Here is a 21,040-nt window from a genome sequence, read left to right on the forward strand (position 1 = left end):
CATGCAAGCATTCTTCAATCAATATGGAGGTCAAATGCTGACGAAAAGCGCTGAACATTTGTATATTTCTGCAATTGCACTAGGGCTAGGTATTTTAGTAGCAGTTCCTTTGGGTATTCTTTTAACACGCTTGCCCAAAATTTCAAATGTCGTTATTGGAATCGCCAGTGTTTTACAAACAGTTCCTTCATTAGCACTACTAGCATTGATGATTCCAATATTTGGTGTAGGAAAACTCCCGGCGATCATTGCGCTCTTTATTTATTCACTATTACCGATTTTGCGCAACACATTTATCGGTATGAAAAATGTCGATCGAAATTATCGTGACGTCGCAAAAGGGATGGGCATGACCAATCTCCAATCAATCATTTCAGTTGAATTACCCATTGCGATTCCAACGATCATGGCTGGGATTCGTTTGGCAGCTGTGTATGTCATTGCTTGGGCAACCCTCGCTTCTTATATCGGTGCAGGTGGTTTAGGTGATTTGATTTTTAGTGGACTAAACAATTTCCAACCACCATTGATCCTTGCCGGAACGATTCCGGTCATCTTGATGGCACTGATTGTCGATTTTATCTTAGGATTACTTGAAGATAAAATGACGCCGATTGCTTTAAGGAAGGAGGAGTAATGGATGAAAAAACTTAAAATGGTTGCTTTGTTAGGTCTCTCTTTACTTCTTTTAAGTAGCTGTTCGTTCCCTGGATTAGCTACAAATGACAATGATGACACGATCGCCATTACTGGCGGAATCACTTCAGAAATGCAAATTTTAGGCAGTCTTGTTGCTGGAATGATTGAACACTACACAGATAAAGACACGACAGTAATCAATAACTTGGCGACCAATATGATTAATCACCAAGCAATGATCAAAGGCGACGCTTCAATTTCAGCTGCTCGTTACACAGGCACCGATTTGTCATCGATCTTGCAATTGCCGGCAGAAAAAGATCCTAAAAAGGCCTTTAACATTGTCCACGATCAATTTGAAAAACAGTTTGATCAAACTTGGTTCCCTTCTTATGGTTTCGATAATACGTATGTCTTTTTGGTTCGAAAAGATACTGCTGAAAAATACAATTTGAAAAAAGTTAGTGATTTAAAACGTGTAGCCGGAGAATTAAAAGCTGGTGTTGATACCTCTTGGATTTCTCGTGAAGGTGATGGGTACGAAGGCTTTAAGCAAGCTTATGGATTTGAATTTTCTTCAATTCTACCAATGCAAGTCAGTTTGGTTTACGATGCATTGTCCGCTGGAAAAATGGATATCGTTTTAGGTTATTCCACCGATGGACGGATCGCTAGCTATGATCTTGTGATGTTAGAAGATGATCTGAATTTCTTCCCACCTTACGATGCAGCGCCAATCGTGTCTAATAAATTACTTAAATCTGATCCTGAAGTAAAAGATGCTTTGGATCGTTTAGCAGGAACGATTTCCACCAAAGAAATGCAAAAACTTAATTATCGAGCCGACAATGATTTAGTGGAGCCACAAATCGTTGCGGAAGATTTTCTAAAAGAACATAACTATTTCGAAGGGAAGTGAGCGTAGTGGAAAATCTTAATACTTTTCAACAATTCATTCAATATTATCAAACGAATGGCAGTATCATTTTCGCACAATTTATACGCCACTTCTTGATATCAATTTACGGTGTCATTTTTGCAGCGATTGTAGGTATTCCGATTGGGATCTTTATCGCCCGGCATCGAAAATTAGCTAACTGGGTTATTCGCTTAGCAAACGTGATCCAAACGATTCCTTCATTAGCGATGATTTCTGTATTGATGATTGGGATGGGCTTAGGCGTAAACGTCGTGATCTTGACAGTCTTCTTATACTCGTTGTTACCAATTATCAAAAACACATACACCGGCATGCGACAAGTGGATAAGAACGCTTTAGATGTTGGGACCGGTATGGGGATGACCAATTGGCAACGATTATATATGATCGAATTGCCGTTATCGATTTCTGTTATTATGGCCGGCATCCGTAATGCACTAGTCGTAGCTATTGGAATCACCGCCATCGGCGTATTCGTGGGAGCCGGTGGTCTAGGAGATATCATCTTACGTGGAACAAACGTAACGGATGGTACAGCGATCATCTTAGCTGGTGCGTTGCCAACTGCCTTAATGGCTATCATCACTGACTGGATTTTAAGTATCGCTGAACGACGCTTAGATCCAGCAAGTAAAACAAGTAGATAAAAAAAAGCCCCAGCATGAAATCATGCTGGGGCTTTTTTATTAGTCATCTAGTTCTTCAAATTGTGAATTGTATAAAGCTGCATACAATCCGTTTTGTGCTAGTAATTCTTCATGGCTTCCTTGTTCTTTGATATCGCCCTCTTGCATATAAAGGATCTTATCTGCATCTTTGATTGTTGAAAGACGGTGAGCGATAACAAATGACGTACGGCCTTTCATCAAGTTATTCATTGCTTCTTGAATCAAACCTTCTGTCCGAGTATCAACAGATGAAGTTGCTTCATCCAAAATCAAAATTGGTTTGTCCGCTAAGATTGCACGCGCAATCGTCAACAATTGTTTTTGACCTTGAGAAATATTAGAAGATTCTTCATTCAGTTCCATATTATAGCCACCAGGCAATGTCTTGATAAAGTGATCAACATGAGCGGCTTTCGCTGCAGCATAGACTTCTTCATCCGTAGCATCTAAACGGCCATAACGTAAGTTGTCCATGATCGTACCTTTGAACAACCAAGTATCTTGAAGTACCATGCCGATATTTTTACGTAAGTCTGCTCGATTGAAATCGCGGATATCATGTCCATCGATTTTAATTGCTCCAGAATTGACATCATAGAAACGCATCAATAATTTTACCATCGTTGTTTTACCAGCCCCAGTAGGTCCAACGATCGCTACTGTTTGACCGGGATCAACATGTGAAGTGAAGTCTTGGATGACAATTTTATCCGGTGTATAACCGAATTGAACGTGATCAAAATCAACCATACCTTCTGCTTTATCGATCATTACAGGATTTTCTACTGTTTGGTCTTCTTCGTCTTCAGCTAAGAATTCAAAAACACGTTCAGCGGCTGCTGCCATTGATTGCAACATGTTTGAAACTTGTGCCAATTGCGAAATTGGTTGCGTCAAGTTCCGAACGTATTGGATGAAGGCTTGGATATCACCAACAGTGATTGTTCCATTGTAAGCCATGATCCCACCGACAATCGCTACACCTACGTAGCCTAAGTTACCGACGAAGTTCATGATTGGTTGCATCAATCCAGAAAGGAATTGTGATTTCCAAGCAGACTTGAATAAGATATTATTTTGTTCTTCAAATTCTTTCAACGAGTTTTCTTCTTCATTGAACAAACGAACGATCGTATAACCACCGATTGTTTCTTCAACTTTCCCGTTGATCACACCAAGATATTCTTGTTGTGTTTTGAAATATTTTTGTGAATTTTTAACAACGATCAAGACCAAGACCAATGAGATCGGTAAGATCAAGATTGCCACACCAGTCATTTTTACAGAAATCGAAAGCATCATGACGATAACTCCGACAATCGTAAAGGTCGAGGTGATCAATTGTGTCAAACTTTGATTCAATGATTGACCCAAAGTATCAACATCATTTGTGATACGTGATAATACTTCACCGGTCGTCCGGCTTTCAAAATAATTCATTGGCATGCGATTGATTTTTTCAGAAATTTCTTTACGCATCCGGTACGTGATCTTTTGCGAAATCGTCGACATGATCCAGCCTTGAACGATCCCAAATAAAGAAGCGACCACATAAAGTCCTAACATGAATAATAGGATACCGCCGATTTTTTCAAAGTTGATACCGCCAGTTCCTTGATACTTTTTGATTAACCCGTTGAACAATTCAGTGATTGCTTTAGATAAGATTTTGGGACCCCAGATATTGAATATGGTTGAAGCCATCGCAAAGATCATTACAAAGAATACACCGATTTTATAAGCGCCTAGATAAGAAACTAATTTTTTGATTGTTCCTTTAAAGTCTTTAGCTTTTTCTACTGGTGCGCCCATTCGTCCCGGTCCGCCACCACGAGGGCGATTTTGTTTTTGTTCTGCCATTCTTTTCGCTCCTCCTAATCCGCTTCTTCAATGCCTAATTCAGCATTACTTAATTGTGACTGTGCAATTTCTTGATAAACAGTAGATGACGCCATCAATTCTTCATGATTTCCTTGCGCAACGACACGACCTTCGTCTAACACGATGATGTTGTCCGCATGTAAGATCGTGGAAATTTTTTGCGCAACGATGATTTGCGTAACACCCGTAACATTTTCAGCAAGTGCTTTACGTAAAGTGACATCGGTCTTGTTATCAAGTGCTGAGAAAGAGTCATCAAAGATCAAGATCTTAGGATTTTTAGCTAAGGCACGTGCAATTGATAGACGTTGTTTTTGCCCACCAGAAACGTTTGTCCCACCTTGTGAGATTTCACGGTCAAAGCCTTTTTCATTTGAATTGATAAATTCATTTGCTTGTGCAATTTCTGCAGCTTTTTTCATTTGTTCATCAGAGATATCTGCATCCCCAAATTTGATATTTGAAGCAATATCACCGGAGAACAATACCCCTTTTTGCGGTACAAATCCCATAATTTCATGTAATTTGTGCAGGCTCATTTCACGGATATCGATTCCATCAATCGTAATACGGCCACCTGTTACATCGAATAATCGTGGGATCAAATTCACGATCGTTGATTTACCTGAACCGGTCGAACCTATCAAAGCCGTGGTTTGTCCGGGCTTAGCAGTAAAATTGATATGGTGAAGAACATCGGCATCCGCATCGCCATAACGGAATTGAACACCTTCGAATTTCACTTCACCTTTAAAGTCATGATCATCTTTTGGATTTTCAGGATCTTTGATTGTTGGTTCTGTATTCAAGACTTCATCGACACGACCAGCAGCTACGTTTGAACGTGGCAAGATGATTGAAACCATTGATAACATCATAAATGCCATAACGATTTGCATGGTGTACGTGATGAAGGCCATCATATCCCCAACTTGTAATTGACCATTATTCATATTGTGGCCACCGACCCAAACGATCAAGACCGAAATACCATTCATTAATAACATCATAAGTGGCATCATCAATGACATTGCACGGTTAACAAACATTTGTGTTTTCATCAAGTCTGTATTTGCGCCGTCAAAACGTTTTTCTTCAAAACGTTCACGAGAGAATGCCCGAATAACTGGTAAACCAGTAATGATTTCCCGTGAAACCAAGTTCACACGGTCGACCAAGTTTTGTAAAGCTTTGAATTTAGGCATGGTTGTCGCTAATAGAGCAATTACTAAAACCAATACCGCTCCGACTGCTACTCCAACGATCCAGCCCATACCTGTTCCTGTTTTATACACACGATAGATCCCACCAATACCTAAGATTGGTGCATATAAAACCATACGCATGATCATAACGATCCCCATTTGGATTTGTTGGATATCATTAGTATTCCGTGTAATCAATGAAGCAGGAGAGAATTTTTCCATTTCATTATTTGAGAACGATAATGTTCGTTTGTACTGACCGACACGTAGGTTTTTACCTACCGTTGCCGCAACTAATGAAGCAATCAATCCGACGATAATTGCTGCCACTGCTGATACTAAAGTCAATCCAACCATTTTCATCCCAGTTTGGATCATATAATCATTTTGGATTTGTTTTGTATTTACATCTAAGGCTTTGTATTCAGCCAACGTTAATTGGATACCGACTGTTTTCAGTGAATCTTCACCCACGTCGCCTAGGCTTTCTTTCGTTGCTTTACGAGCTGCGTTGACTTTTTCAGGCATTGCATCATTCTTAGCTTTGACTGAAGCTCCTAATGTTTGCGCTTCTGTGCCTTTTGCTTGGGCTTGTGCAGCTAATTTTTGCGCTTCTGCACCTTTTGCTTGGGCCTGTGCAGCATCCGTAGCTGCAGCTGCTTCTTTTCCAGCCGCTTGAGCTTGTTCACCTAAAGTTTTTGCTTCTGTACCTAATGCTTGAGCTTTCGCAGCATCCGTGGAAATAGTTTTGTATTCATTGATGACTTCTTTGGCTTCTTTCGCATTACTAGAATCTTTCGATTGAGCGGAAGCAATCATCATCATTGGTAGATTAAAGATATCAGCTAACTTTTCTTTGGTCATACCCTTTTGAAGATCTAATTTGTAAATATCAACTTTTTTACCATCAACGGTTTGCGTTGTGGCTTTATAGTTGTCTGCAATTGTTTGCTTCTCTTTATCGGTCATAAAGATCTCGATTCCTTGAAGCGTTGACTTTCTGATTTTATCTGGAGTCGACTGTTCTAGTCCTCCTTGTTGGATACCGACGTCAACGATGTCTGACGTCAAACTTGGCAAGCTCAAATCACTGTATGCCTGAACAATTAATAACATTAATACAGCCAGAATCGCATACCAGTATTTGCTAAGGTATTTAAAAATCTTCACTATTGATCACTTTCCCCTTCCGCGGATAATTTTTGAGAGTAGCCGACAAACTTAGCAGTCAGTTCAAGATACTTTTTAGTGTCATCTTCTCCCATTAGCTCAAATACCCGAATGATTTTTGTGCGCATTTCTTGCTTTTCAGATTTAGCTAATTTTTTTCCTGTTTCCGTTAAACTAACATTGATCCGTCGACGATCATCCGGATCCATCGTACGAATGATTAAGCCACGCTTTTCTAAATTACCTAAAACAGCAGCAATCCTAGCAGTAGATAGATTAGATATGTCAGCTAAATATTTAGGATTCGTGGGTTCACCTAATCGATCTAGAACTTTAAGAACGACATTTGCGCCTTTGCTGCTTTTTTCAATCTTACTAAAAGCACCATGCCGATTCTTTAGCATCATCTGCATGAGTTCGCGTTCTGCTTCTTCTGCGTATGTCATAAGACTCCTCCTTTTTTTGATTTTCCATTAATACCTAATAGTATTAGTAATTAATGCTATTCGATATTAATGCTATTCGATATCAAAAGCAAGCCTTTTACTCAAAAAACAAAAATGAATACGTTTTTATTTTTTCTCTTAATATTTTATTTAAACAAAAAAAGAGTTTGCCCAAAATCGGGCAAACTCTCAGCTTTATTTTTTCAAATGATAGTTGTAAGTACTGATGATGATATCATCTCGGTAAGACAAGCGGAAGCGTAAACGTAGAGCTGTTTGATTATGCAACGAACGTTTCCATGTTTTGTTAGGAACGAACTCTGGGATCAAGATCGTCGTTGTATAGTTATGCTCTTTTGCATTTTTGCTAACACGATCAACATAACGACTTACTGGATTAATAATTGAACGATAAGGCGAACGAACAACTGAGAAACGGACATCTGGAAATTTCTCACGGAATTCATGACGAATCTCGCGCTCTTTTTCTTCATTTTCTTCCAAAGACACGTGCATCGCAATCACATAATCACCGATCGAACGGGCATAATTGATTGCACCGATATTCACTTGAGTGACATTTCCGACTAAGACGATTACTGTGTTGCCATCATATTCGTGTAGTTTGACATCATCCGACAGTCTTAATTGCTCTGCCACATTTTTATAGTGGGTGTGTACTTTATAAAAAGCAAAAATCAAGATTGGCATGATGATGAAGAAAGGCCAAATATCGACTAAGCGATAGACAAACAAAATAATGACGATTGAAAATGAAATCAAAGCACCAATAATATTTGCGATTGATTTTCTCAACCAATGTTTGCCTTCTTTACGCCATTTCAAGACCATCCCGGTTTGTGACAACGTAAATGGAATGAATACTCCGACTGAGTATAACGGAATCAAACGTTCTGTTGAACCTTGGAAGATCAACAATAAAATAATTGAACCTAACGCTAAAGTGATGATTCCGTTAGAATAACCCAAACGATCACCACGGTCTTGATAACGGTGCGGCAAGAATTTATCTTTAGCTAAATTATACGCTAAAACTGGGAAAGCAGAAAAACCTGTGTTGGCAGCAACAGCCAAGATCAAGGCCGTCACAAATTGCAAGATATAAAACATGATGCCTTTTCCAAAGACCGCTTCGCCAACTTGCGATAGAACAGTTACTTCAGCAGTTGGAACGATTCCAAACCAATAGTTTAAGAACGTAATACCAGTAAAGAAGAACCCTAGGATCAAGCCCATCATAGCTAAAGTACCAGCGGCATTTTTTGCCCGTGGTTTTTTAAAGAACGGTACGGCATTACTAATCGCTTCGACCCCAGTCAGTGAAGAAGAACCCGAAGAAAAAGCTCTTAATAATAAAGCCATCGAAATACCTGGAACAACTGCTCCAACTTGGGCTGTCGCATGCATTGGTTCTGCGCCTGTGACAATTTTGAATAGGCCCACGACGATCAAAATTGTAATGACCGCAATGAAACTGTAGACCGGAGTCATCAACAAACCAGCACTCTCACGTAATCCCCGTAAGTTCATCAACATCAATAATAAAACAATAATAATAGAAATTAACACACGATGATGATACAAAGACGGAATCGCAGAGGCAATCGCTTCTGCACCAGCGGAAACAGATACCGCTACGGTCAACATATAATCGACTAAGAGTGAACCTCCAGCAATCAATCCGGCATTCTTTCCTAAATTTTCACTACTAACAACATAGGCACCTCCTCCATGAGGATATGCATGAATAATTTGGCGATACGATAGAATCAATGAAGCTAATAAAATCAAAACAACTAATGCAATTGGCAATGAATACCAAATGGCGGCGGCTGATAACGTCACTAATACAACAACAATCTGTTCTGTACCATACGCAACAGAAGATAATGCATCTGATGAAAGCAATGCTAACGCCGCAAAACGAGACAAATTCTGGTCATCGTTTTCAGAAGATTTCAATGGTCGGCCAACCAGCAATCGCTTAAGATAATCCACTAAACTCACTCCTTTTAAAAAATGTAAACAAGCGAAATATTACTCGCACTCAACCCAATTGTCAATGTTTTTTTCAATCGATTTACATACTCTAAGTAAAACATGAAAACAGGCAAAACAACAGTAATAAGCTATTGTTTTGCCTGTTTCATTTTAATGGAAGATTTTACTTTCGTGAGCGACTTTCGTCAACTTCACTAAATGCGGTTGTACTAGCGGATATGCCCACGTTCCCAAGATACCAAAGACGATAAAAATACCGATCATGATGATGATATCTTGCGTAGCATTTGGCCAATAAATACCACCGGCACTTTCGCGCAATAGATTAACTGCATGTGTAAACGGCAACCATGGATTGACCGCTTGGAAGAACTTGCCAGATACTTGGATCGGATAGTTCCCGCCACCACCAGATATCGATAGTACAAGAATGATAATTGCGATCCCTTTTCCGACTGTTCCAAACAACGCTACCAGTGCGTATACCAGCATCATAAATGCCAGTGCTACAAGAACAGCAAACAACACACTGTAGACCGGATTCTTGACATCAACACCTAATAAGAAGATGTTCCCTAAAGTTACGATCAATGCTTGGCCTACGCTGACAACTAGATAAGTCAACATCCGCGCACCATAGCGTTCCCGTTTAGTGTATTTGCCACGATCTTTTTTGTCTAAAACAAACTCAGTCGTCGTTACACTAGAAAAGAGGACGGCTCCTACCCATAGACACAGCGCTGTATAGAACGGTGTGCTAGCAGAGCCATTGTTTTCAATCGGGTACATCGTATTCGTCTTCAATTCAACCGGAGAAGTAAAGAAGTCACTTTCTTTTTGAGCATCCAATTTCAATAATTTCACTATTTCTCCAAAGTCGATCGTTTGATCGCCCTTATCGATCGCTGTCGCTGCTTTTTGAATCCCGCTACGTAGTGATGGCCAATCATTTTTGATTAAATCAGAAGCCATATCTAATGCTTTTTCAACTTCTGGCATTTTATCATTCGCCATTTTCAATCCATCGGTTAAATCTGTTTTCACTCCAGGCCAATCATTTTGCATGAAGTTGGCCGCTAGTGATAATTTTTGTTCTACTGTCGGCAATTCATTGTTATAAAGATCTGCTCCAGTATTGATAGCATTAACGATATCATTCATATGCCCATTCAATAAAGTATTGGCATCATGGACTTCTTGACGAATTGCTGGCATTTGTTTTTGATATTTTTCTAAGAAAGTAATGGCTGTATTTACTGTACCTTCTGTCGAATTCAATAATGAAGCAAAATCAATTTGTTGTGCTTGGTTCAACACGCCTTGAGCTGTCGTAATCGTTGAGATTAATTTATCAAGGACTGTTTCGATTGTTTTCCCTACTTGTGTTGCGTCAATACTATTAACCAATGTCGCAATCTTACCTGCAGCATCATTGATTTCACTTAAATATGCCTTAGCATCGGCTGTACTCCCATTTTGAACTAGGTCATTTAAATGACCAAAACGATTGTTTAGATCACTCAATGAATTTTTAACATTACTCAATTGATTAATCATATTCGTCAATGTTTGACTAGCCTCTGCATTGCCATTATCATTTGCAGTTTGTTTTAAATCATTTAAGAATTGGGTCAATTTATCGATTGCATCTTGTTGCGTTGACAAATTACTTTGAAAATCACTAATAAGTGACGCAATATGCGCTTTTTCATCTGACGTCAGCTCTTCTTTATCCAACAATGTAGAAATATCACTCGTGATTGATTGCGTCGATGTTGCTACTTGTCCAATCGATTGTAACGTGACTTGTACGCTGCTTGAAATGTTTGGTACCGCTTCTTTTAATTTCTTAGCACCTTCATTGGTCGTTGTCGCTAAGTCATCTGCTTGATTGCCTAACTTCTGGATATCTGGCAAGATCGTTTGGACTTGGTGGATGATCGTCAATCCTTGTTTTGCTTCATTGATACCATCATTCATTGTTTTTTCGATTTCTGCAAAATCACTATCGACCTGGGCTATTTGTGTCCCTGCTTGTTGGATCTCAGGAATCTTTTGCTGCAAGGTCAAAATGACACTGGCTTGCTGTTTGATTTCAGGCATTTTTTGATTCAATGTGATTAATTTTTGTCCCATTTCATCAATTTGTGGCAAGTATGTTTGCAGTTCATTGGCTTTTGCCAGTTTTTCTTTCAATTCTGGTAATTTGCCTTGGACTTCCAACACTTCTTGGGTATACTTATCGATTTCATCCAAATTGCTATTGGTTGTTAAAATCAAATCTTTTACTTTATTGATGCTGACTAGATTAGAATCAATATCGTAACCAATTTCATTAAAGACTTTCAGTAAGGTCGAACTAGCGGTCTTAATAAATTCTTGACTGATTTCTTGCTGAATCGAACCTGCTCCTTTATCCGTGATTTTAGGAGCAATTGCATTGATCTTTTGGTTTAAATAATATTCGATTTTGGGTTTTTTGATATCTCCGGATGTAAAACTCAATAAATCTTCTGAAAATTCTTTTGGCAAATAAATCCCTGCATAATACTTCCCAGATTTTACGCCCTCGACTACTTGTTTTTTCGAGTCAACAAACTTCCAACCTAATTGTTTATTCTTATGCAGATTTTTAACCACTTCTTTTCCTATTTCAACATCTTTGTCTTGGAACTTAGCACCCGCATCAGCACTGTAAACCGCGATCGGTAATTCTCCCGTATTTCCATATGGGTCCCATAATGCCTTGATATTAAACCACGCATAAAGCGAGGGAATAACTATCAATGCCGCCATTAAGAAAATAGCGATTGGATTTTTTATAATACGACGCCAGTCTAATATGAAAAGATGCCACGTATTTTTGAGCGATTGAATAACTTTCATGATTTCACCTACTATTTTTTTTGCTGTTTTACTGTAGCATGGAATTTCGGTTAATTTCAATTGGAATACGTGGCTGAAATCACCTTTTTTGACATTCCTTTTAGTTTGTCATAATTGTATCCCTTTTCATCTATGACTCCTAAATAAATGCTTAAATCCTAAGTTTTTTTATAGCTAAAAATTTATCTAATAGCTGGTCTGTCAACTGCGCTAATTTCTCATGATCCCCATTTTCTTCCGATAGGCGACAGATAGGGGTGCTTTCAAAATCGAGCAAGCTGATTGGTTGGAGCTGATTGGCTTGCCAGTGCAATGTAATTTCAGGATGAATCACTTTATCCCCACAGGGGCCCGCGACTAAATAGGCAAGTTGATACCCATTATCAATTTCACGAATGCGATAATAGCCATCAGATAATTCTTCTAGTCCACTAAAGTTCCTTTCGACTTCTCGCCATTTTTGCTGATTCATTCATTGTCACCTTTCTTGATAATGATTTTTCCAGCAGCATGATGTTTAGCCAAATCTTCGTGCCCTTTGATCACACTACTTAATTGAAAAGGTAAAACTTCAGCGATTTCCAATTGAATGTGAGCTGCTTTTTTTGTTAAAGCAATTAAGGCTTCTTGGTCTGAATACTCTTTGGATGGACTATAAGCTACATAATCTCCTGCTTTTTCTGGTTCTTTTGGTAATTCATTTAAGGCGATAAAAATGCCTCCGATCTTCATGGCTTGTATACCACTTTGATTTTCCTGCCCACCTCTTGTTGCATCGATCACGATATCTGCTCGATCAGCAAATACTTTTCCAACATCTTCTTGATCATAGGCTGCAAATTCGTCTGCCCCCAAGTGCAATACAAAGTCTTTGTTTCGACTTGAAGCGCTAGCCAGTACCGTTTTCCCTTTTTGTTTCAATAACTGAACGAGTAAAGAACCAACTGCTCCTGAGGCGCCTTCAATCAGCACGGTATTTCCGATTTGATCAGCTAAAACATGTGTAACTATATTATAAGCAGTCAGCCATGGCGTAACTACTCCTGCTGCGAATTCCCAAGACATGGATTCCGGTTTCTTCACTACTTTTTTCGTTGGAACAACGATTTCTTCACCATAGGTTCCACCAACAGCATGCAACAATACTTGCTCTCCTATTGCAAAGGGTGAATCATGGCCTTCGATTTCAGTCACAATTCCTACTGCATCATTGCCTAACACATAAGGAAAATTCAATTTTCGAAAGGCTTGCATCTTCCCTTGACGCAAAGCGATATCATACGGATTGATTGCAAAGGCTTTGATTTCCACTCTAATATGTGATTCGTCAATAGCTCTTGGCTGCGCCTCAAGGGCAACCAAAACATCTTCAGCATCTCCATAGTCCTTCATTGCAAAGCGTTTCATTTTCTTCCCTTCCTCTCTCTTGTCACGACTTCTTAAGCCTGTTTCTTTATCCTCATTGTAGTAGTATTAGTGAGCGAATTCCAACAATACGAAAAAAAGATGTACGAAAGTTTTCGTACATCTTTTTCTACTATTATATATAAAGTAGATTAAGCCAGTTCTACTTTCCCGGTATACAATTGATAATACATACCGCGTTCAGCCAGTAAACTCTCATGATTGCCTCGCTCAATGATCCGTCCATGATCCATCACCATGATCACATCTGAATTTTGAATTGTAGACAATCGATGGGCGATTACAAAAACCGTTCGTCCTTCCATCAAACGGTCCATTCCTGATTGGACGATACTTTCTGTTCGCGTATCGATACTCGACGTTGCCTCATCTAATATCATTACTGGGGGATCGGCGATTGCTGCTCGTGCGATCGCTAACAACTGACGTTGGCCTTGAGACAGACCATCACCATCACCAGTAATCACCGTATCGTATTTTTCAGGTAAATGATTGATAAATGTTTCAGCATTTGATAACTTCGCTGCTTGATAGACTTCTTCATCGGAAGCATCTAATTTCCCATAGCGAATATTTTCTTTGATCGTACCAGTAAATAGATGCGTGTCTTGTAATACAATCCCTAGTGAAGAACGTAGAGAACTTTTTTTGATTTTCTTGACATTGACACCATCATAGCGGATTTTTCCTTCTTGAATATCATAGAACCGATTGATCAAATTAGTGATCGTTGTTTTACCCGCACCTGTTGCGCCAACAAAAGCAACTTTTTGCCCTGGTTCGGCATAAAGATTGATGTCATGAAGGACTAAATGATTATCATTGTAACCAAAGTTTACATCTTCAAACCGAACATCTCCGGTTAAACGAACGTAAGAAATACTCCCGTCATCATGAGGATGCTTCCATGCCCAGATACCTGTGCGTTTTGTTGTTTCTGTTAATTCACCATTTTCTTCTGTTACATTGACTAAAGTGACATACCCATCGTCTACTTCTGACTCTTCATCCAATAATTGGAAGATTCGTTCTGCTCCCGCTAAAGCCATGATCACAAAATTGATTTGTTGTGAAATCTGACTGATTGGACCATTCAAAGAACGACTCAACTGTAAAAAGGAAGCAATCATGCCCACGGTCAAAGCTGAAACCCCATATACCGCAAACAAACCACCGACAATCGCTACTAAAACATATTGGATATTCAACAAATTCATCATGATCGGCATCAACATATTTGCTGTTGCATTAGCTTTTGTGGCACTCTCTTGTAGTTGTTCATTGATTACATCAAATTCTTTCATTGCAGTTGCTTCATGATTAAATATTTTCACGACTTTTTGCCCATGCATCATTTCTTCGACGTAACCATTTACTTTTCCCAGTGAACGCTGCTGTGCTCCAAAATACTTTCCGCTTCGATTGGTGATCACTCGTAAAATGACAAACATCAATGAAATCGAGCCAATCACAAAGCAAGCTAAAGGAATACTCAATGAAAACATCGCGATAAAGACCGAGATAAAGGTTACAAAAGCCATCATCAAGTTAGGAATACTTTGCGAAATCATTTGTCTCAAGGTGTCTGTATCATTCGTGAAATGACTCATGATATCGCCGGCAGAACGTGAATCAAAGTAACGTAACGGCAACGTCTCTAAGTGATCAAACATTTGGTCACGAATCTTTTTCTGAGTACCTTCAGACACTTTGACCATAATTAAATTATACGAAAGAGTTCCTATGATACCTACAAGATAGATCAATGCCATGGTTAAAATAGCTTTCAATAAGCCCGAAAAATCCGGATTATTTTGTCCAATTAAAGGAGTAATATAATCATCGATCACGACTTGTAAAAATAATGACCCCCGAACATTAGCAAATGCGCTTAGTAAAATCATCACACATACAATAAGTAATTGTAATTTATTTTCTTTTGCCATGATTACCAACAGACGTTTCATTGTCAGAATAGGATTGGCCTTGATCGTTTCATTTTTATTCGTCATGATGGTCACCAAATCCTTTCTGCTGGGACTCAAAAACTTCTTGATAAATCACATTGCTCTCCAGTAACTCATCGTGGGTCCCAATGCCATTGATTTTTCCATCATCCAATACGATGATTCGATCAGAATCTTTAATTGAACTAATCCGTTGTGAAATAACGAAAGTCGTCGTCCCAGGAATCGCTTTTGCTAGTCCTGAACGTATTGCCTGATCGGTTTTCGTATCGACAGCACTTGTAGAATCGTCTAAGATCAAAATTTTAGGCTTTTTCAACAAAGCTCGTGCAATCGTCAAGCGTTGCTTCTGACCACCCGAAACATTATTCCCACCTTCAGAGATCAGCGTTTCGTATTTTGCGGGAAACTCTTGAATAAATGGATCTGCTTGAGCAATTTTTGCCGCATGGATCACTTCTTCATTCGTCGCATTCGCATCGCCCCAACGTAAATTTTCCGCGATTGTACCACTAAATAAGACATTATTTTGTAAAACCATCCCAACTTGATCACGTAGCGCTTCTAAAGAGTACCGTCGAACATCATGTCCACCGACTTTGATTTCACCATGTGTTACATCATATAATCGCGGTATCAATTGAACTAGACTCGATTTCGAACTTCCAGTTCCACCCACGATACCGATTACTTCACCTGATTTAATCGATAAATTGACGTTTTCTAAAACCAACTTGTCCATATCATCTTTATAACTGAAGCAGACATTTTTAAATTCAACAGAACCATTTGGAACTTCAGTCAATGGATCTTCACCATCTTTTAAGTCACTTTCTTCATTTAATACTTCAGAGATTCGCCGAGCCGAAGTACGAGCGATCATCAATTGAACAAACGTCATTGACAACATCATCAAACTCATTAAAATCTGCATCGTATAATTGAACATACTGACTAACTCACCTGTTGATAGCTCACTTTTCGTCACAATCAATTTTGCACCTATCCATGATAGCAAGAGCATACACACATAAACGGCGATTTGTAATAAGGGCATATTGAAGGCGACAATTCTTTGCGCTTTTGTAAAGTTATCAAAGACTTTTTGCGAAACTTGTCTGAATTTTTCTTCTTCATGCTCTTCGCGTACATATGATTTTACAACCCTTATCCCTTGTAAATTTTCTTGAACAACATTATTCAAGCGGTCATACGTACGAAAGACTTTTTCAAACAGTGGGAAAGCAAAGCGGATAATCGCTCCCAGCCCAATGATCATGATCGGAACAATCACTAAATAAATCATAGACAGCTCACGACTAATATTAAACGTCATAATCAAAGAAAAAATCAAAATCAATGGCGATCGAACTAAAATACGAATCACCATTTGATACGCATTTTGAACATTGGTCACATCGGTCGTCAAACGAGTGATCAAACTGGCACTTGAAAAACGATCAATATTTGAAAATGAAAAACCTTGAATCTGTGTAAATAATTTATGCCGCAAATTTTTGGCAAATCCGGCTGAAGCGACTGCGGCTGTCCGTCCACCTAATGTGCCCATCACTAAAGCAAAAATGGCACATAAAAAGAGCAAGCCACCATAGCGTAAAATCGCATTACTATCACTTTTTTCGATTCCATGGTCAATCAGACCCGCCATGATTAACGGCATGATCACATCCATCAATACTTCACCCATCGTATATAACGGGGTTTGCAAGCTTTGTTTTTTATATTCGCCAACATTCGCTAACAATTTTTTTAACATGCATTCACGTCCTTCCCATACCTAAAAATAACTCAAAATAATAGCTACCCATTTAGTATAGAGATTTTTAGTCTGAAATTCTAATATATTTCTGTTTTTTTGTAAAAAAACAGTTGATTTTATTATGCTAGCTTTTTATACCTTGATTCTTATTAATTCCTACAAAAAAGAAGGCTCAAATAGCCTTCTAATGGATTTCTTTGATAACCGCGCCGATTGCGGAAAGATCTGCTTCTGTTAAAAAATCGTCAATGATTTTTAAATTACTGTACGGATAATGTTGAATTGGAAAATTTGTTACAACTAGGTCATAATTTTTAAACCGCCCATCAGAACTCAATTCCAAAACCGACCCTTCGTATGTTTTTATCATTACACGATAGTAAAAGCGGCTTTGGATCAATTCAGCAATCATTTTTGCATGACTTCTACCTGAATCACTCACGACTAAAATTTTAACTTTAGACGAACGAATGTCTAATGACAAGGCCAAGCCTTCCCACTCTTTGAATAAAACCGCTAATACAGAAAAATGAAATTGGCTAAACCAAGGATCCCCAGTCGTTCGTTCTAACTGTAATAGCAATTGATGAACATATTTGGTAAAATGCGGAAATTGCGACTGCGCGTTCCTAGTAAAATAGGCATCAGAATCAAAGAGGATCGTCCGAGAATAAGGATAAAACTGATAATTTGTTTTTATTCGTAATAGTCGCTCGATTAGGTGTTGCTTTTTTTTAGCAGTCAATGAGACCTCATAAATATGTTCTAGTTCATCGATAAATTTTCCTAACGCTTCTAACGTCTCCGAATAGTCTTTACTAAAAGATGGATCCACATAGTTGCCTAACAAACTATTAGCCACTTCGACTTGCCAATGATTGGTCATAGAATAATTGGTAGATTGGACGACTCGCTCAGCAAATGGACGTAATGCTAAAATTTTCTCTGTCGATTTATGATGAATCGATACGTTTGCCATAGGCTTTGAATAAAAATCTTGAGCAGTCCGGACGATCGTTACTGCTAGTAGATAGCTAGTTTCCAATAACTCCCGATCGTTGCCATCGAGCTTAAATGATTGATTCATTTTTCTGATGAATGCTATAACTGCTTCTCGTTCTACATCAAATGGCCATTCATTGATTCCATATTTTTCTAAAAATAATTGGACATAAAATTCTCTGACCCAGCACTCATTTTCAGCAGTGATATAAAATGGTCGTCGCTTTAAAATTAATCCTTTTTCTTCTAACACATTATCTATTTGCTTAACCATCCGATAAAAAGTAGCTTCACTGATATATAACTCATTCAGCCAATAATCAATGTCTTCGTTTGGCTGAAAGAAGAGCCGCTCTAAAAATAAGAAAGCTTCGGATTCTTCCATTAAATTTCTAGCTAACTGTCTGGTTTTATTATGAAGCGACTCATTCAAACGCAGTCCATTCGTTCGAGAGTATTCCACACCAACATGTTCTCCCCAGTAATCATTGATTGCTTCTACATCTGATAAGACTGTCTTGGTTGAACAATCTAATAATTCTGCAATCATTTCGGGAGGCTGCCACCCTAGTAAATCCCGTAGGACGCCAATAATCGCTAAACGTCGTTGGGTCGTATTTTTTAGCAATCGTCGCACAAAGCACCCTCCTAAAGCAACAATTAATCCTTTAAAATCATTAATTAATTTTTTTGATTATGATAATATTTTATCATTATATCCCAAAATAACCATACTTAAATGTAAAAATATCACATTTTATTTAATGTTTTTTGTAATTACGCCTACATTAATATTTTTATTTATTTTAATTGGTTATTTATTCATTCGTCTGTTTTTTACCAATTGGTCAAAAAAATCCTAAGACAACTAACTGCCCTAGAATCTAATGAAAATAATCTATTATAATGTCTCAAACATCATTTCTATAAAAATAAATCAAACTTTTTTGATATGATTGTTTAAAATCAATCAATTGATTTTATGTAAGGCTGGGTGTTACTTCCGATACTGTTTCAATCCCAACACTGATTCGTAATGCCGCATCGACTTCCGCCATTAAACACGACTCTAAGTGACAAACTTTTTCCTTCAAACGGGATTTATCGATCGTGCGAATTTGCTCTAACAAAATGACTGAATCTCGCTCAATTCCTGTTCCGTTCGATGGGATCCCAATATGGGTTGGCAATTTAGGTTTAGCCATTTTTGCCGTGATCGCAGCTACAATGATCGTAGGACTAAAATGATTTCCTAAATTATTTTGAATAACCAACACTGGGCGGATGCCTCCTTGTTCGGAGCCAATTACTGGCGATAAATCTGCAAAATAGATATCACCACGTTTTACCATAATTTTCCTCCAAAATTTTAAGCTAGTTTCGGCCTATTCTTGATAAATTCTCGGTACACGTTCTGAAAGAATACAACAAATCTCATAATGAATCGTTCCTAAATGCTCTGCAACTTCTTGCATCGTGATTTCTTGGCCCTTATTTTTTCCGATCAATGTTACTTTGGTCCCAACTTTGACTTCTTTGGGCAAACGGATCATTAATTGATCCATGCATACTCGCCCGATGATTTCGCAAAATTCCCCATCTACCAATAATGAAAAACCTTGCATTTTACGGACCCATCCATCGGCATATCCAATAGGAACCGTACCGATCCATTCTTCCTTAGGGGTATCATAAGTCTTCCCATAACCAACACCTTCATCAGCTGCTAGTTTTTTCACTTGGATCAATTCGGAAACAAGTTCCATTGCAGGCTGTAAGTTATACGGTTCAGGTAACTCATGACCTGACGGATTTAAGCCATACATCCCAACACCGTATCGAATCATGTTTCCTGGCATCTCTTTATCGTGCCATAACGCAGTGGCACTATTACTTGAATGGACATAACGTGGCAAATGGTCCAGCGTAGAAAGAACCGCTTGGAATCTTGAAGCTTGTGTCTGCCAATAAGTAAAATCCGCTTCATCCGCTGTTGCAAAATGGGTGAATAATCCTTCCCAAACCATATTAGGTGAAGCTTCGACGATTGCGGCCGCCTCTTGTACTTCTTTGGGGGTTAAAAATCCGATTCGACCCATCCCAGTGTCGGCCTTGATGTGAATTTTAATAGGCTCTGTCATTTCTGTTAAATCTTTTAAAACCTCTTGAGCCTCCAACAACCAGTCTTTTGTCGCTACAGTGATTGATAGATCGTAATCAACAACTAAAGAAAGGTAGCTTGGAAAAACAACGCTTAATACTAAGATTGGCTCTGTAATACCTGCTTCTCTCAATTCAATCGCTTCATCTAATGTCGCCACACAAAATCCCGTAGCTCCTGCAGTTAATGCTGTTTGTGCTGTAGCAACTGCTCCATGTCCATATCCGTCTGCTTTTACGACGGCAAACAATTCGACACCTTTAGGTAAACGTTCGACTTCATTTCTGATATTTTCTCTTAATGCTTTTCTATGTATAATGGCTCTTGTTGGTCGATGATAAGTTACAACCATAAACTAAGTATCCTTCTTTCTATTCTTCCAACACGACTTGGGCAATTGCCAGTTCATCCGTATGTGTCAAACTTACAAATACATTCCCGTGGTGTGGTGACTTTGTAAAGATCGGCGCACCGCTCTCATCACGTAAAATTTCTAAATCTTGAAAACTAACTTTTCCAATCCCTGTACCCCAAGCTTTAGAGAACGCTTCTTTGCATGCATACCGCCCTGCTAAAAATTCTACCTGACGATGGGAAGAATGGCTAGCAAAAAGGGTCTGTTCTGCGGGAGTTAAGATTCTTTCAATAAAATGCGGACGACGTTCAATGATTTTTGCGACTCTTTCAAGTTCTGTTGCATCGATCCCAATCCCTTTGATCACTGCCTCCACCCTTTCATCTACCTTCTTTATTTTACCAAAGACTTTTTTAAATACCATGGTTTTCACTAAAGAAACATTACTATTTTTTCAAAATAGCTATTTCAAATTAATTTTTTTAGCATTTCT

General features: G+C 38.6%; 16 protein-coding genes. 3 read left to right on the top strand and 13 right to left on the bottom strand.

Features of this window, described 5'->3' with window-relative positions; genetic code table 11:
- Position 1: 1 nt before the first annotated feature.
- Genes RV04_RS07355 through RV04_RS07365 form a run of 3 tightly spaced genes read left to right on the top strand, consistent with a single transcriptional unit; the run spans position 2 to position 2,226 of the window.
- Positions 2-637, top strand: coding sequence for an ABC transporter permease (locus tag RV04_RS07355; protein ID WP_071857829.1), 636 nt, complete (start codon positions 2-4; stop codon positions 635-637).
- A gap of 3 nt (positions 638-640) precedes the next feature.
- Positions 641-1,558, top strand: a complete 918-nt coding sequence (locus tag RV04_RS07360) for an osmoprotectant ABC transporter substrate-binding protein (RefSeq protein ID WP_071857830.1) — start codon at positions 641-643, stop codon at positions 1,556-1,558.
- A gap of 5 nt (positions 1,559-1,563) precedes the next feature.
- The gene (locus RV04_RS07365; RefSeq protein ID WP_071857831.1) at positions 1,564-2,226 is read left to right on the top strand and encodes an ABC transporter permease; all 663 of its coding nucleotides are present in this window, start codon (positions 1,564-1,566) and stop codon (positions 2,224-2,226) included.
- A gap of 39 nt (positions 2,227-2,265) precedes the next feature.
- On the opposite strand, the gene RV04_RS07370 is transcribed toward RV04_RS07365, so the two are convergent.
- The 13 genes from RV04_RS07370 to acpS form a co-directional block, all read right to left on the bottom strand.
- Positions 2,266-4,107 carry an ABC transporter ATP-binding protein gene (locus RV04_RS07370; protein ID WP_071857832.1) on the bottom strand — a complete coding sequence of 614 codons (1,842 nt, stop codon included), beginning with the start codon at positions 4,105-4,107 and terminating at the stop codon, positions 2,266-2,268.
- Between the two features lie 14 nt (positions 4,108-4,121).
- Positions 4,122-6,503: an ABC transporter ATP-binding protein gene (locus RV04_RS07375; protein WP_071857833.1), complete on the bottom strand. Its 2,382-nt coding sequence runs from the start codon at positions 6,501-6,503 to the stop codon at positions 4,122-4,124.
- The gene (locus RV04_RS07380) at positions 6,503-6,949 is read right to left on the bottom strand and encodes a MarR family winged helix-turn-helix transcriptional regulator (protein WP_071857834.1); all 447 of its coding nucleotides are present in this window, start codon (positions 6,947-6,949) and stop codon (positions 6,503-6,505) included. The genes RV04_RS07375 and RV04_RS07380 overlap by 1 nt, the downstream gene beginning before the upstream one ends.
- Before the next feature lie 195 nt (positions 6,950-7,144).
- Entirely contained in the window at positions 7,145-8,968 is a 1,824-nt protein-coding gene (locus RV04_RS07385; RefSeq protein ID WP_071857835.1) for an APC family permease, read from the bottom strand.
- 153 nt (positions 8,969-9,121) lie between these two features.
- Entirely contained in the window at positions 9,122-11,848 is a 2,727-nt protein-coding gene (locus RV04_RS07390; protein WP_071857920.1) for a YhgE/Pip domain-containing protein, read from the bottom strand.
- A gap of 160 nt (positions 11,849-12,008) precedes the next feature.
- Positions 12,009-12,329: a hypothetical protein gene (locus RV04_RS07395; protein ID WP_071857836.1), complete on the bottom strand. Its 321-nt coding sequence runs from the start codon at positions 12,327-12,329 to the stop codon at positions 12,009-12,011.
- The gene (locus RV04_RS07400) at positions 12,326-13,264 is read right to left on the bottom strand and encodes an NADP-dependent oxidoreductase (RefSeq protein WP_071857837.1); all 939 of its coding nucleotides are present in this window, start codon (positions 13,262-13,264) and stop codon (positions 12,326-12,328) included. Before RV04_RS07400 ends, RV04_RS07395 begins: the two co-directional genes overlap by 4 nt.
- 149 nt (positions 13,265-13,413) lie before the next feature.
- A complete protein-coding gene (locus RV04_RS07405; RefSeq protein WP_071857838.1) occupies positions 13,414-15,294 on the bottom strand; it encodes an ABC transporter ATP-binding protein in 1,881 nt (626 codons plus the stop codon).
- Positions 15,284-17,026 carry an ABC transporter ATP-binding protein gene (locus tag RV04_RS07410; RefSeq protein ID WP_071857839.1) on the bottom strand — a complete coding sequence of 581 codons (1,743 nt, stop codon included), beginning with the start codon at positions 17,024-17,026 and terminating at the stop codon, positions 15,284-15,286. The genes RV04_RS07405 and RV04_RS07410 overlap by 11 nt, the downstream gene beginning before the upstream one ends.
- A gap of 187 nt (positions 17,027-17,213) precedes the next feature.
- Positions 17,214-18,668 carry an AcpB/EbpR/MafR family transcriptional regulator gene (locus RV04_RS07415; RefSeq protein WP_071857840.1) on the bottom strand — a complete coding sequence of 485 codons (1,455 nt, stop codon included), beginning with the start codon at positions 18,666-18,668 and terminating at the stop codon, positions 17,214-17,216.
- Positions 18,669-19,011: 343 nt separating this feature from the next.
- The gene (locus tag RV04_RS07420; RefSeq protein ID WP_071857841.1) at positions 19,012-19,383 is read right to left on the bottom strand and encodes a type II toxin-antitoxin system PemK/MazF family toxin; all 372 of its coding nucleotides are present in this window, start codon (positions 19,381-19,383) and stop codon (positions 19,012-19,014) included.
- A 33-nt stretch (positions 19,384-19,416) separates the two neighbouring features.
- On the bottom strand, positions 19,417-20,544 hold the full coding sequence (alr, locus tag RV04_RS07425) for an alanine racemase (RefSeq protein WP_071857842.1): 1,128 nt from the start codon (positions 20,542-20,544) through the stop codon (positions 19,417-19,419).
- Positions 20,545-20,563: 19 nt separating this feature from the next.
- Positions 20,564-20,914 carry a holo-ACP synthase gene (acpS, locus tag RV04_RS07430; protein WP_071857921.1) on the bottom strand — a complete coding sequence of 117 codons (351 nt, stop codon included), beginning with the start codon at positions 20,912-20,914 and terminating at the stop codon, positions 20,564-20,566.
- Positions 20,915-21,040 lie beyond the last annotated feature (126 nt).

Origin of the sequence: Enterococcus hermanniensis, from assembly GCF_001885945.1 — a bacterium.
Lineage (GTDB): Bacteria > Bacillota > Bacilli > Lactobacillales > Enterococcaceae > Enterococcus_A > Enterococcus_A hermanniensis.